Origin of the sequence: Asticcacaulis endophyticus (genome assembly GCF_014652575.1) — a bacterium.
GTDB classification, from domain to species: domain Bacteria; phylum Pseudomonadota; class Alphaproteobacteria; order Caulobacterales; family Caulobacteraceae; genus Asticcacaulis; species Asticcacaulis endophyticus.
This window is the reverse complement of sequence record NZ_BMZB01000002.1, coordinates 316,152-329,463: the sequence shown is the minus strand read 5'-3', so window position 1 is coordinate 329,463 and position 13,312 is coordinate 316,152. Positions and strand designations below refer to the sequence as shown.

The window sequence follows — 13,312 nt, the reverse complement described above, 5'->3', positions numbered from 1 at the left end:
AAACGGTCGGGGTGGTGGGGGCTCTTCTAGACTCTTCCCTTGATCCGGTTGATGTGGCCCATCTTGCGGCCCTCGCGCGGCTCATCCTTGCCATAGACATAAAGCCGCGCCCCGGCCTCAGCGGATAAGCTTTCCCACGCTAGCACATCCGGCCCCAAAAGGTTGGTCATTTCAACCTGAAAGCGGGCCTCGGTGTCCCCCAGCGGCCATCCGGCGACGGCACGGATATGCTGCTCAAACTGATCACACAGACACCCATCCTGCGTCCAGTGGCCCGTATTGTGAACCCGCGGGGCGATTTCATTAAGCAAAAGACTGTCATCACTCAACACAAACAATTCGACGCCCAGAACGCCCACATAATCAAGACCTTCCAGCACGCGGGTCGCGATCTCCACCGCATTGGCGCGCAGAGATTCCGACACATAGGCCGGGGCCAAGGTCGTTGATAAAATCCCGCCGACATGGTGGTTTTCACCGATGGGATAGGTCTTGACCTCCCCCCCAAAGCCGCGCGCCGCGATCACCGAGACTTCGCGCACGAAATCGGCTTTGGCTTCCAAAATCGCCGACCGACCGCCAAGGCTTGCGTAGGCCGCGTCAATATCGGCCACATCTCTGATCCACACCTGGCCCTTGCCGTCATAGCCTTCGCGGCGCGTCTTCAGCAGCGACGGCACGCCCAGGCGCGCGACACCGGCCTTGAGGTCATCAAGCGAGTTCACCTCATGGAAATCGACCGTGCGAATACCGACCGAACGGGCAAAGCTTTTCTCACTGACGCGGTCCTGCGTGATGCCCAATGCGCGCGCATTGGGCGCGACCCGCGCCCCACCGGCAATCAGGTGCTCTAACGACGCCACCGGAATGTTCTCGAACTCAAAGGTCACCACATCGCATTGGGCGGCAAATTTATCGAGCGCCTCAAGGTCAGTATAGCGCGCCACTTTCGACAGGGCCGATACGCTGGCCGCCGGTGATTCGGCGTCAGGCCCAAACACCACGACCTTGAACCCCAACCGTGACGCCGCCTGAGACAGCATTCGCCCCAGTTGGCCATCACCCAAAATACCGATCTTCGCCCCAAGCGGCAGTGATTTATCGTGGCGCATTAATCTTCCACACTCTCAGGCACGGCGTCGGTTTGCGCCTGACGCAAGGCATCCACCCGCGCCGCCAAATCCGCATCATTCAGCGCCAGAATCTGCGCCGCCAGCAGGCCCGCATTCTTCGCCCCTGCCTCACCAACCGCCAAAGTCCCTACCGGCACTCCGCCTGGCATTTGCACGATCGACAGCAGCGAATCTATCCCTTTCAGGCCATCACGCACCGGCACCGGCACCCCAAGCACCGGCAGCGGCGTGAGCGACGCCGTCATACCGGGCAAGTGCGCCGCACCCCCGGCACCGGCGATAATCACCTTGAAACCTGCCGCTTTAGCGCCCTTGGCGAAGTCCACCATCCGCTCCGGTGTGCGGTGCGCAGACACCACTTTCGCCTCATAGGCGACCGCCAGCTTGTCCAGCATATCAGCCGCGTGCTTCATGACCGGCCAGTCCGAGCGAGACCCCATGATAATTGCGACTTGCGGCGATGTAGCCATGTGCGGCGGTGTCCTTAACGGCATTTTTGGAAAGGCGCGGAGTATAGGGAGAAACGCCCCCGTAGCAAGTGCTGATTTTGGGACTATTCTCCGACTTATCCCCGGCCTTAAAAACCTGTTCTCTTAACCAAAGAATCTTGTCCCAATTCCATTGCGATGCGGTATAGTTGCCGCAATCACCGGCTAAACGTCGGCACAGGGCCCGCATATCCTCCCCATCTCAGGCTATAAGAGTTTCGACCTATGGGTTTAGACCCCACGCATTATAAAACCGCGCACGAAAATCTAAGCGCCGGTCAAGGCTCTGCGGAGGTAACACCGACAGAACCCCAAAGCGTGTTCGCCTCGACGGCCTCGATGCAAAGCCTGCTGCAATCCTATTTCGAGGAAATGCAGATCACCCCGCAGCCCGCCGCCAATTCCAACGCGCCCAAGCCTGCGGCACCCGCAAGCACCGTCAAGATCACCCCACCCGCGCCTAAGCCCGCCGCCGCACCCGTTAAAAGTGACCGCGAGAACCCTTCCCGCGAACATTGGCCGGATGAGGCCAAACGCCTGATCGAGACCCTGACGCGCCAGAACCGCGACCTTAAGGCCGGTGTTAAGATATTGCAGGAACGCCTCGCCCAGACCGAAAACCTGGCCGACTCAGACGTTCTGACCCCGACCCTCAACCGCCGCGCCTTCCTGCGCGAAGTCCACCGCGCCATGGCCGACTGCCGCCGCTATGATCAGCAGGCCTGTCTGGTCTTTCTCGATCTGGATGGCTTTAAATTCATCAATGACACCTATGGCCACGCGGCAGGCGATCAGGCCCTGATCCATGTGGCTGACCTGCTGCTGGCCAATACCCGCGAAGGCGACAGCATCGGCCGGCTGGGTGGGGATGAATTCGCCATCCTGCTGCGCCACGCCGATCTGGCCTCCGCCAAAGTCAAGGCCATGAAGCTTGAGGCCGAACTGAATATCGCCACCTTCCCGCACAAGAACCTGTTCCTCAAGGTCGGCGGATCGTTCGGGGTGCGCGCCTTCTCAGGCCAGAAAACCGCCGAAGCCTGGGTGTCCGAAGCGGATGCGGCTATGTTCCTGATGAAAAAGTCGTCGCGCTAGCAGGGGCACGGCCCCTGCACCCGGAATGTTTGCAAGCGTTGACATTACAGCAGATTGGATATGGCTGTTAGTTGATCGAAGAATAAATAGTTCAGGGGTTTTAATGAGACAGCCCACACAGATAAGCTGGATTACCGCAGCCGCAATTCTAATTGTGGCTCACCCCTCAGATAGACATAATTTATTTTTTGAAGTTGAATCACTAGGGCATACGGACATTCACATTCGCCAACTCGAGAATGAATTAAAAATTTTGCTTACATTTCCAAACAAAACGCCAGAAGCGCTCAGGGCGATGTCACTAGGTGTATTAGTTCGTGGTTTGGCGGAGCAATGGATATTTGCCCTGTATGAACGGCTACGCACTCAACGCGAAATTCTGAGCCCAACTAAAAAGCCTTTAACATTTGGAGGCAAACTAACTCCGCTAAACCCTTTTTACGATAAGCTTGAGCTTCTGAGAATGCCGATTGCTAAAAATCAAATTAGAAAATCGACTGTAACTGACCATCCTATTCCTTTATTCGATCATGACTCGGGAAGTGCAGGATGGAGAATAACTGATCCGTCATCTGGAGCACCGATTGATCTTGTGCGTCGAGACCTAAGCGATGAATTTCTAACAATCATCAATACATGTCGGTAAGTAATAACTCCTGCCTCAATACGCAGGCGGCAAACACCTTCACAGCAGTCGTTCCGGACAGAATAGTCTCGGAATCCTGCACGGCATTGACGATGGCGTCGATCACCACCTGATCCTATCTTAGCGTTGTTTAAGAGGCGAATAAGTGAGGCCCAAACTCCCTCCTCCCTATCGAGCGTTGGCGAAGATGGGGAGGTGGCAGACCGCCAAAGGCGGGATGACGGAGGGGGATAGCGCTTGTGTTCATCAAACGCTACGCTCTCGGCCATGAAATCCCCACGAAAACACCAGTTCGCCAAAAGGCTCCGGCGCGAAATGTCGCCCCCGGAAGTGCGGCTGTGGGCCCGCCTTCGTACGCGAGCTGAGGGCAATTTGGTGTTCCGCCGACAACACCCTATCGGCCCGTATGTGCTTGATTTTTATGGCTCCGCCGCCAAACTCGCCATCGAAGTTGATGGTGCCCACCACACTCTGGATGACCACAAAATCCGCGATATTAAACGCGATCAATGGCTGGCAGATCAGGGCATTCACACCTATCGTATCCCCGCCGTTCACATCATGACAGACGCCGATGAAATGGCTGACGGGATTTACCGGCTGGCTATGGAGCGTGTAGCTAAGCTCTGAGCTGCCCCCCCTCCGGCCCTGCGGGCCACCTCCCCATGCGTTTAGCGCGCTACCGCTTCGCTGCTTGAGCGCAAGCACAGGGAGGGGAAAAGGAACTTATCCCCGCCCCAGCAGTTTGGCCCATGCTTAGGGGATGGAATCCGGCACGCACACGGCTGAACGCTATACGCCCGAAGAACGGCGGGCGAGGTTGCGTGCGTTTGCAGACCGGATGCTGGATCACCTTGAGGACCTGGCCCCGCCGCAGGACGTGGCAGAGGTTGAACGCGGTCTGCGCACGGGCCTGCTGATCGAGCGGCTCTATGCCCGCGTCGATACGGCTGAACGCACCGAGCGGGCCAACCCCAAACCACGCACGGACGCAGAGATTGCCGCCGATGTCGCCAAAAGCCGCGCCGAATGGGCGGCCAAGATCAACGGTCTGCGTCTTGAGCGCGAGGCCCGTGAGGCCAAGGCTGCCGCGCCTATTGCACCGCCTACGCCTGAACTAAGCTATACTCCGGCCCTGAAATCCTCGCTCAAGGCCCTGCGTCAGCATGAGGATTTGAAACATTTTGCTGATGAGCTTGAGGATGAACTGGCAAACGGGTTGAACCCCGATTGGGTTCCGCCTCCTAAACCTGAGCCGCCGCTGGCCCGGTTTATTGATACCGAAGCCCAGCTGAACGCTCCGGTTCAGCACTGGCGCACGATGGAGCGCCCCGATTTCGGCAGCGGTTAGCGTCAAAGAGCCCCCCACCGTCACGCCTTCGGCGCGCCACCTCCCCCAACAAGTTGGGGGAGTATACAGGAATTACATCCCGCCATGTTTATACCTCCCCAGTTTACTGGGGAGGGGGACCGCTTTGCGCAGCAAAGGGGTGGTGGGGGCTCTTTTCTTATAAGTGACAGTACCCCTCCGTCAGTCCTGCCGGACTGCCACCTCCCCATCTGCGATAGGGAGGAGAAGATTGCGCGTCCCGTCCCGCCTACTCCAAGTTCCGGGTCAAGGGGCCGTACCCCTTGCTGTGCCCCTTGCGATGATCGGGCCGTCGAACTCCGCCTCAAGCTCATCGGCGATCGTCCCGTCACGCGGGGCGGCGATGTCGGCCAGCGCGTCAAATTCACTGAAAAACTGATCGCGGAAATCATCAATTTCAATCAGGATTTCATGATCCGATCCGGCCACTTCGACATACTTGCCTTTGGGCAGCTTCTTGGCAAAGGCCTTGGATGGGGCCTTCATGATGATGCTATCTTCGCCGGAGCAGACGACCGTGATCGGCGTCGTAACTTTTTTCAGCAGTTTCAGCTTGTCCTTAAGCAGGGTCTCCCCGATCTTGAGACAGAAGGCCAGCCACCCCCAGGTCGGGGTCCCGACCGCCAGATGCGGGCAGGCAAACAATTGCTCCTGCCAGATATCATAGCGCCGGCGGTCGTGGGTCAGGGCATCGTTCTCAAAAGTGTGCTCGAACGGATCATCAAATAAATCAGGTACATATTCGGTCGCCTGACCGTGATTGACTTTCCAGTCGCACTGAAACGTCACTGACCAAAGCGTGTGCTTGCCCGTCTTGACCCGCAGCATCGGATTCGACAACAGCGCGCCGGATATGCGCTCATCGCCCTTGATTAGGGTCGCCAGATTGAGGGCGGCCCCCATCGAATGACCGACCATGAGCCACGGCTTAGGGGCGCGGTCTTCAAACCCGTCAAGCAGCCGCTGAAAATCATCCAGAAACTCATCCGACGTGCGGGCATGGCATTTCAGACGCTCCGGCAACAGCCGCGCCGACAGCCCCTGCCCGCGCCAGTCATGGATGACAACGCAGAAATTGCGCGACAGGATATCGCGCACGGTTTCATAATATTTTTCAATGGGTTCGCCGCGACCGGGACTAATGAAAACCGTACCGCGTGGCTCACCTTGGGCGGCCGCCCCGCCCGTCGGCACCCAATACCCCAGCCGTAAACGTAACCCCCCGGCGCCGCGATACCATTCCCCGGCCCCGCCCGGCGGGCACATCGCCTCCGGTATGGACATCAAAGGCGCTTGGGTCGAAAGGGCAGCTATGCGGCTCACGTAAATTATCTCGTCTGCGGAGGCCGTAGTCTAAGGCTTCCTGAATTTCAGGGTCATACGGTCGCTTTCTCCGATTGATTCATAGAGCGCCCCGTCGAAGTCCGGATTAGAAGGCTCTCCGCGCTTCGCTGTCAAGCGTTGAGGCGGCAAGGTCCACACGCCAAAGGGGTGATCCTTGGAATCTTTGGGATTGGCGTTGATTTCAGAGGCTTCGACAAAGGTGAAACCGACTTCGGTAGCCAGTTGCTTGACGAACGGTTCCTGCACATAGCCGGAAGTCGCCGCCGGGTCCTGCACGTTGCCGATGTCGGCGCGGTGCTGCTCGACCGCCAGTGTCCCGCCAGATTTGAGGGCCGCGAACGCATCGGCAAAGGCCTTCTCCGCTATCCCCGCCGCCATCCAGTCATGTATATTCAGGAAAAACAGCACGACATCGGCAGTGCCTGCGGGTGCCAAGGCCGTGCTGTTTGGGCCAAATTCGGTGATGCCGATTTCGCCGAACAGCTTTTTATTTTCGCCGAAGTGTTGAGTGTATTGTTCGCCCAGTGACACCACGGCCTGACTGGAGCTAACAGTGCCGGTTTGCGAGGCGGCCTCATCAGAGGTGTCCGCGTCCGCCTCAACCGGCGTGCTGTTTTCAAACAGGGCGGCGATATATTTGCCGTTACCGCGCGCCAGATAGGGGGCCAGAATCTCAGTCATATAGCCCGCACCGGGCCAGACGTCGATGATCGTATCGCTGGCCTTTACGCCAAAAAATTTAAGGGTTTCAACGGGATGACGAAACGGATCGCGGGCTTTGTTGAGCGGATTGCGCCATCCCCCATTCACGGCCCATTCCAGCGTGCCCTCATCATTGGCAGCTACCGGCTCACCGTCTTGCGGCGGCGGGATCTTTTTGCGGTTGACACACGCATAGACGCCGAAGGTCGAGCCCGTCAGCACCGCGCCGGCGATGCCTATGCCTATGAAGTCTCTTTTGGTTAAGGATACCATCTTTGTGAGATTAAACCTTTTCCGCCTATTTCAACAGCTTTTTGCTGACGGCAACAGGTTAGGGGGCAGAACCGAAAAGTCAAAGATGAAAACGCGAAATTTTTGATAAATTCTCGCTACTTATGCGCGCACCCCTCCTCCCCATTCCATGGGGAGGTGTCTTTAAGCAAAGCGAAAAGACGGAGGGGTACCTTTCTTAAGATACCCCTCCGTCTCGTAACCTCGACACCTCCCCACGTTGTAGGGAGGAGTAGAAATCAGCCCTCGCCGGATTCGATTTCCTTCATCGCGCTTTGCAGGTAGTTCGCTTCGCCCATCATCTTGATCAGGCTGAGTTGGGTTTCCAGCCAGTCGATGTGATGCTCGGTATCGGACAGGATCTTCTTCAGCAGTTCACGGCTGACGTAATCGGCATGGTCTTCGCAATATTTTACGCCCGCCACCAGATCGAGATGCCCGCGCACCTCAACCGACAGATCGGCCTCAAGACATTCGGTGATCGTCTCACCGATGCGCAGCTTATTCAGGTCTTGCAGGTTCGGCAGGCCCTCAAGGAAAAAGACCCGCTTGATGAGCATGTCGGCATGCTTCATCTCTTCGATCGATTCCTGATAGACGATCCGGCCGAGGTGATACAGACCCCAGTTTTCCAGCATCCGCGCATGGAGGAAGTATTGATTGATCGCTGTCAGTTCGTTGGTCAGAACCTTATTCAGCAATTTGATGATGTCGGGATTGCCCTTCATAGCGGCACCTTTCGCATAAATGTCAAAGGCACTGCAAACCGTTGCGCGCCTATTCTGCGGCGATCGCCATGACCGACTGCTGCTCAGCAATCATCTGACGAATGTCGCAGACACATTTGGCGCACTGGGCGCGGGTCTGGCAATGGTCAAAAACGGCTTTAGGGGTAATGGCCCCCGATAAAATCGCAGATTTGGCATCTCTTTCGCGAATTGCGTTACAATTACAAACGTACACGAGTAAACCTTACAGCCGTATTTGAGCGGATGACTATGCGAACAAGTCTCATATAGCTTAAGCCAGACGCATTCGCAAGGTTTTTGAGAATGCGTGTCAAAGATTCATGCAAATGCGTAGCAAAACGTAATGGTTTTAAGCCTTTAACCGCGCCCCTAGCGGCGACGGGCTACCGGACAGGCGGCAACAGATCGCAATTTATGGATTTGCCGCCCGTTAAAAAATATGTCATCGGACACCTTATGACTCAAAAAGCCCCGAAATCAGCGCCGCCCCGAACCCCTTGTCAGATCTATCTGATCACGCCGCCGAAGATCGCTGACCTCAGCGCCTTTGCCCGCGATCTGGAGGCCGTGCTAGACGCCGCCCCCATAGCGGCCCTGCAAATCCGCCTGAAAGATGCCACCGACTATGAGATTGTGGCGGCCTCGAAAGCTATCACGCCGATTGCCCATCAGCACGGCGTGGCCGTCATCATGAACGACCGCGTGCCATTGGTGAAATCATTGAAACTGGACGGCGTGCATCTGGGCCAAAGCGATATGTCGCTGAAAGAGGCCCGCCAGATTTTGGGGCCGGAGGCTATGATCGGCATCACCTGCCACAATAGCCGCCACCTGGCGATGGAAGCGGCTGAAAACAGCGCGGACTATGTGGCGTTCGGCGCGTTTTATCCGACCTCGACCAAAGAGGTCATTCATATGGCCGAGCTCGACACCTTAAGCATCTGGCAGGAGAGCATGGAAATCCCGTGCGTCGCGATTGGCGGGATCACCGCTGACACCGCCGCCGAAATCTACGCCGCCGGGGCTGACTTTATTGCCGTCTCCGGCGCCGTGTGGAACCACCCAGACGGCCCGGTCGCCGGCATCAAGGCCCTGACGGCGGCGCTGGCTATTAAGGTATAGCGAGTTTACGGCAACTACTATTCACTAACCTTAACAACATCTGTGTTCTCAGCATAATAATATAGCCTCAAAGCCTAGTTCAAAAAAAAATGGTCTTATATTTCGACTCCACAACCGCTTAAACATATGCCACTTATGCGCGATGCTCAAAAATTTCACAAATAAAATTGAACGAGCCGCAACATGGTTCAACTTAATTACTGGCGCTAGCTTAGTTGGACTTTCTGGATGGGTATCTAATTACATGGCATCAAAAACGCCATGGATTGTTCAAATCGGTCCATATGGAGTACTTGTAGCAACCTTTTTCGGAATCGCCTGCGCTCTTTTCCTTTACGCACTAGTTGTTCAGGTTTCAGTTTGGCGATTAAGAGCAGAAAAGCAAAAGAAATGGGAAAATAATACAGATTCGTTTAACCCATTGGACAAAGAATTTCACAAAAAAAGAATATACATTCAGGAATTAGCTCACCCAGTAGACAATAAAATTGTAGGAAAAAAATTTACTGAATGTGAGCTTATTGGACCAGCAAATATATTTTTCTTTCAGAATACAAATAGTATAGCTCCACATTTTATAAATTGCGATATAATAGTTGTAAAACCATCAAACATAAATAATGCGATAGCCCTTACAAACATAGAATTCATAAATTGTAAATTTTATAGATTCTCAGTATTTGTATCTAAGGGTGAGGTTGAAAATTTAAAAAATATGGCCCCAATTTTTATCACTCTCACAGGTAATCCGGCCATAGATAGTTTACCGCCTGGCAAAAGGCAGTAAAATTCTGCAAGGTTTTCAAAGATTACAAATTTTAAACTCGTAACGGCTTATTGCTCCTGCGGCCAGGTTAAGCGCAGTTCTGACACCACCGGCGCGGCACCGGCAAACGCTTTATCGTCACTGCGCAGAGGATGATCGCCGCGCAAGGCTTCCGGCAAGGCGGCCTTATCCGGTACACCAAAGCGCAGTTTTAGCGCACAGCCGTCAAGGTGCGCCAGCTTACCGCCCCTGAAATCCACCACCGTCCCGCCCGCTTCCCAGCCAAAGCCCATCAGCACAAAGGGCCTGCCATTGGCAGCCTCCACGTCTTTCAGTGTTGCCCCCAGCCGCACACCACCGGGCCCCACCCAGTCTGTCGCGGTGGAAGCCAAAGACAGATCCGACACCTGCGTCATGGCGGCGTCCCAGAACCAGACCTCACCCCGCCGCTGCGGCATTTTGGGGTACAACACCACGGTGCGCGACACCTCACCCTCAAGGCCGCGAATGACATTGATCCGCGCCTGCCCGCGATAGATATCGGTTATCGCTTTGGCGCTTAAGCCTTTGGACACCGGCACGGTGCAGTTGAGGATATTGTTCTCGGACACACCGGCGGACATGGCAGCGTCGCTTATGGCGCGTTCAGCCACAGCGCCGGGCCCCAGTTCCTCATGCTCAGGCTGGCGCGAACAGGCGGCCAACGCCAAAACCCCAACAATCAAACGGCCCGCCTTAAGCCCCATACTTACCCCTTTATCTTCTCCTCCCTACGCAGTGGGGAGGAGGAAGGCCGCACAACTCACTTCGTCATTAAAGCTAAACTATTGCACATCCCTAAACAGCCCCTTTCCCAGCTTAGGCGAACCTACAGGATCGCCCCCTTGCCTTTGCAGCCCTTTGCGCGTAGTAACGCGCGCAAGCTTTTTTCGGCTGCGCGTGGTGCGCGGCTCTTTCTTTGACAAGTCGTATCTCATGCCCAAAATTAACGCGAACACCATCAAACCCGGTATGGTTCTCGAATATCAGGGCGGTCTGTGGACCGTCGTGAAGACTGCGCACGTAAAGCCCGGCAAGGGCGGGGCCTTTGCTCAGGTCGAGCTGAAGAACCTGATCACCGGCACCAAGCTGAATGAGCGCCTGCGCTCCGAAGATACGGTCGATCGCGTTACCTTAGAGCAAAAAGATCACCTCTACCTGTTTGAAGACGGCGACATGCTGGTGTTCATGGATCAGGAAAACTACGAACAAATCAGCCTGCATAAGGATTGGGTCGGCGAAGACCAGATCCAGTACCTGCATGACGGCATGGTCGTGATCCTTGAGTTCCATGATGAGCGCCCGATCTCGATTACCCTGCCTGACACCGTGATCCTTGAGGTCGTGGAAACCGAGCCGACCATCAAGGGCCAGACCGCGTCATCTTCCTACAAGCCCGCCAAGGCCTCCAACGGTATGCGCGTCATGATCCCGCCGTTCATGGGCGTGGGTGAGCGCATCGTCGTCGCCACCGAGAACGGCGAATATATGAAAAGAGCCGACTAGCCTCACGAAAAAGTTTCGACGCTGCGCGCCGAATACATTTTTCGTGGATTTACAGTGTCACATCAAAGCTAGGGGCGGCCCTTCGCTTTGATGTGACTTTTAAAGTTTTAGCGCAGAGTATCTGCGCATTGTTTTGGAATTTCACATGATCCTGCAATCCTCCCTCATCCAGGTCATGGTCGCCTCGGTTCGTAAGTCGCTGAAAGGTATTTCGCGCGACTTCGGCGAAGTCACCGAGCTTCAGGTTTCCCGCAAAGGCCCCGGTGATTTCGTCACCGCTGCCGATAAACGCGTCGAAGCCGCCCTGTTTGAAGAACTGACCCGCGTGCGCCCCGGCTATGGCTTCCTCGGCGAAGAACAGGGCATGATCGAAGGCACCGACAAGTCCCATACCTGGATTGTTGACCCGATCGACGGCACCACAAATTTCATGCACGGCATTCCGCATTTTGCCTGTACAGTCGCGTTAGAACGCAGTGGCGAGATCGTCGCCGGCGTTACCTATAACCCGATCACCAACGACCTGTACTGGGCCGAAAAGGGCAAGGGCGCGTATCATAACGACCGCCGCCTGCGCGTCTCATCGCGTAAGCAACTGGACGAAACTGTGATTGCCACGGGCCTGCCGTTCATCGGTAAGGCTGGTCACACCCAAGCCCTGAAAGAACTGCACCAGATCATGCAACGCACCGCCGGCATCCGCCGCATGGGGGCGTGCTCACTTGATCTGGCCATGGTCGCTGCCGGTCAATATGACGGCTATTGGGAACGCGGTTTGAAGCCGTGGGACATGGCCGCAGGTCTGTTGCTGGTGGCGGAAGCTGGCGGCAAGGTCACCTCGATTGAAAACGACGACTCGCCGATGAAAACCGGTGAATTGCTGGCCACCAACTTAGAGCTCTATCCGCAACTGCTGGATAAGCTGAAGATCGGCGCATAAGCGCATCCCGCTTGACATTTTCCGTGTTGCGCTTGCCAATGTAGCGCTAACATAAAAAGAAATGTCTACGGGAAGCGCTATGATGATAACACGTCGATTGGGCCTGAAAATGGCTTTCGGAATGGGGGCTGCCGTATGTGCGGCCCCGATTACCGCCCTGGCTGATAGCGGCATCCGCATACTGGGCGGCGCGGGCGACCTGCTCGGCGAAGGCCCGCTATGGTCAGCCGATACCGGCCGTATCTTCTGGGTCAATATCGCCGCCCAGAAAATCTATGCGCTGAACCTGAAAACCAAAGCCCTGCAAACGTGGGATGCGCCGAAACCCGTCTGTTATCTGGCTGAACGTAAATCGGGCGGCATGATCGCGGGCTTAAGCGACGGGGTTTATGCGTTTGATGAGACAACCTCAGCCTTCACCCTGCTGGTCAAACCCGAAGACCGCACCGATACCCGCCTCAATGACGGTAAGGTCGATGCCAAAGGCCGCCTGTGGACCGGCACCATGCACCTGCCATGGAAAGAAAAAGTTGGCGCCTTTTACCGCGTCGATACCGACCTGAAAGCCACCAAGGTTGACGGGCCGTACCTATGTACCAATGGCCCGACGTTTAGCCCCGATTTGAAGCGGCTGTGGCACGTCGAATCCTTTGACAAAGTGGTCTATGTCTTTGATGTGGCCGAGGACGGCAGCCTTTCCAACAAGCAGGTGTTTGTGGATTTTAAAACCCATGAAGCCGATGGCTGGGGCGGGCCAGACGGCATGGCCACCGATGTTAAAGGCGGGGTGTGGATCGCCCAATACGGCGGCGGCCGCATCAGCCGCTTTTTCCCGGACGGAAAGCTTGATTTTCAGGTTATGCTGCCTGCCAGTCAGATCACCAGCCTGACCTTTGGCGGCGATAAGCTGGATCACCTGTATGTCAGTTCCGCGGCGCAATTCCTGCCTGACGGTGCGCCGGATAAGGCCGTGGCGGGTGCGCTGTTCGAGGTGCCCCCGTCCCTCTTGCGCGGTCACATAGGTTTACCAACGAACAAGTTTGGGGGGTAACTCTCCTCCCTACGAAGTGGGGAGGTGGCAGCGAGCAACGCGAAGCTGACGGAGGGGGCAGCGCCAGTCTAAAA

The 13,312-nt window shown here is 56.0% G+C and carries 17 protein-coding genes; 9 read left to right on the top strand and 8 right to left on the bottom strand.

Translation table 11 applies throughout. From position 1 onward, the window contains the following. Nucleotides 1–26: 26 nt before the first annotated feature. Both IE102_RS09925 and purE read right to left on the bottom strand, forming a co-directional pair. The gene (locus tag IE102_RS09925; RefSeq protein ID WP_189486336.1) at nt 27–1,112 is read right to left on the bottom strand and encodes a 5-(carboxyamino)imidazole ribonucleotide synthase; all 1,086 of its coding nucleotides are present in this window, start codon (nt 1,110–1,112) and stop codon (nt 27–29) included. Beyond that, nucleotides 1,112–1,603 carry a 5-(carboxyamino)imidazole ribonucleotide mutase gene (purE, locus tag IE102_RS09920; protein ID WP_189486335.1) on the bottom strand — a complete coding sequence of 164 codons (492 nt, stop codon included), beginning with the start codon at nt 1,601–1,603 and terminating at the stop codon, nt 1,112–1,114. The genes IE102_RS09925 and purE overlap by 1 nt, the downstream gene beginning before the upstream one ends. A gap of 243 nt (nt 1,604–1,846) precedes the next feature. Between purE and IE102_RS09915 the strand changes: the two genes are divergently transcribed. Together IE102_RS09915 and IE102_RS09910 are read left to right on the top strand one after the other, a co-directional pair. Beyond that, on the top strand, nt 1,847–2,713 hold the full coding sequence (locus IE102_RS09915) for a GGDEF domain-containing protein (RefSeq protein WP_189486334.1): 867 nt from the start codon (nt 1,847–1,849) through the stop codon (nt 2,711–2,713). 103 nt (nt 2,714–2,816) lie between these two features. After that, on the top strand, nt 2,817–3,359 hold the full coding sequence (locus IE102_RS09910; protein ID WP_189486333.1) for a hypothetical protein: 543 nt from the start codon (nt 2,817–2,819) through the stop codon (nt 3,357–3,359). On the opposite strand, the gene IE102_RS17980 is transcribed toward IE102_RS09910, so the two are convergent. Continuing rightward, on the bottom strand, nt 3,343–3,465 hold the full coding sequence (locus tag IE102_RS17980; RefSeq protein ID WP_268247474.1) for a hypothetical protein: 123 nt from the start codon (nt 3,463–3,465) through the stop codon (nt 3,343–3,345). The genes IE102_RS09910 and IE102_RS17980 overlap by 17 nt on opposite strands. A gap of 161 nt (nt 3,466–3,626) precedes the next feature. Here IE102_RS17980 and IE102_RS09905 point away from each other — a divergent pair, with 161 nt between their 5' ends. Further along, entirely contained in the window at nt 3,627–3,989 is a 363-nt protein-coding gene (locus IE102_RS09905; RefSeq protein WP_189486332.1) for an endonuclease domain-containing protein, read from the top strand. Between the two features lie 133 nt (nt 3,990–4,122). Beyond that, nucleotides 4,123–4,710, top strand: coding sequence for a hypothetical protein (locus IE102_RS09900; protein ID WP_189486331.1), 588 nt, complete (start codon nt 4,123–4,125; stop codon nt 4,708–4,710). Nucleotides 4,711–4,974: 264 nt separating this feature from the next. On the opposite strand, the gene IE102_RS09895 is transcribed toward IE102_RS09900, so the two are convergent. The 4 genes from IE102_RS09895 to IE102_RS09880 form a co-directional block, all read right to left on the bottom strand. Next, a complete protein-coding gene (locus IE102_RS09895; protein WP_229807684.1) occupies nt 4,975–6,012 on the bottom strand; it encodes an alpha/beta hydrolase in 1,038 nt (345 codons plus the stop codon). Nucleotides 6,013–6,081: 69 nt separating this feature from the next. Further along, nucleotides 6,082–7,047, bottom strand: a complete 966-nt coding sequence (locus tag IE102_RS09890) for a class I SAM-dependent methyltransferase (protein WP_189486329.1) — start codon at nt 7,045–7,047, stop codon at nt 6,082–6,084. 257 nt (nt 7,048–7,304) lie between these two features. After that, on the bottom strand, nt 7,305–7,793 hold the full coding sequence (gene bfr / locus IE102_RS09885) for a bacterioferritin (RefSeq protein ID WP_189486328.1): 489 nt from the start codon (nt 7,791–7,793) through the stop codon (nt 7,305–7,307). A 49-nt stretch (nt 7,794–7,842) separates the two neighbouring features. Beyond that, nucleotides 7,843–8,028, bottom strand: coding sequence for a (2Fe-2S)-binding protein (locus IE102_RS09880; RefSeq protein WP_189486327.1), 186 nt, complete (start codon nt 8,026–8,028; stop codon nt 7,843–7,845). A 242-nt stretch (nt 8,029–8,270) separates the two neighbouring features. On the opposite strand from IE102_RS09880, the gene thiE reads away from it, so the two are divergent. After that, nucleotides 8,271–8,936 (top strand): thiamine phosphate synthase, encoded by a 666-nt coding sequence (thiE, locus tag IE102_RS09875; RefSeq protein ID WP_189486326.1) that lies wholly within the window; start codon nt 8,271–8,273, stop codon nt 8,934–8,936. A gap of 142 nt (nt 8,937–9,078) precedes the next feature. Further along, nucleotides 9,079–9,723 carry a hypothetical protein gene (locus IE102_RS09870; protein WP_189486325.1) on the top strand — a complete coding sequence of 215 codons (645 nt, stop codon included), beginning with the start codon at nt 9,079–9,081 and terminating at the stop codon, nt 9,721–9,723. Between the two features lie 47 nt (nt 9,724–9,770). Here the strand turns inward: IE102_RS09870 and IE102_RS09865 are convergent, their stop codons facing one another. Beyond that, the gene (locus IE102_RS09865) at nt 9,771–10,448 is read right to left on the bottom strand and encodes a hypothetical protein (RefSeq protein ID WP_189486324.1); all 678 of its coding nucleotides are present in this window, start codon (nt 10,446–10,448) and stop codon (nt 9,771–9,773) included. A gap of 229 nt (nt 10,449–10,677) precedes the next feature. Between IE102_RS09865 and efp the strand changes: the two genes are divergently transcribed. The 3 genes from efp (at nt 10,678) to IE102_RS09850 (ending at nt 13,238) form a co-directional block, all read left to right on the top strand. Continuing rightward, nucleotides 10,678–11,247 carry an elongation factor P gene (gene efp, locus IE102_RS09860; protein ID WP_189486323.1) on the top strand — a complete coding sequence of 190 codons (570 nt, stop codon included), beginning with the start codon at nt 10,678–10,680 and terminating at the stop codon, nt 11,245–11,247. A 145-nt stretch (nt 11,248–11,392) separates the two neighbouring features. Next, nucleotides 11,393–12,187: an inositol monophosphatase family protein gene (locus IE102_RS09855; protein WP_189486322.1), complete on the top strand. Its 795-nt coding sequence runs from the start codon at nt 11,393–11,395 to the stop codon at nt 12,185–12,187. Between the two features lie 79 nt (nt 12,188–12,266). After that, complete coding sequence (locus IE102_RS09850; RefSeq protein ID WP_189486321.1) at nt 12,267–13,238, top strand: SMP-30/gluconolactonase/LRE family protein; 972 nt, start codon at nt 12,267–12,269, stop codon at nt 13,236–13,238. Nucleotides 13,239–13,312: the final 74 nt, after the last annotated feature.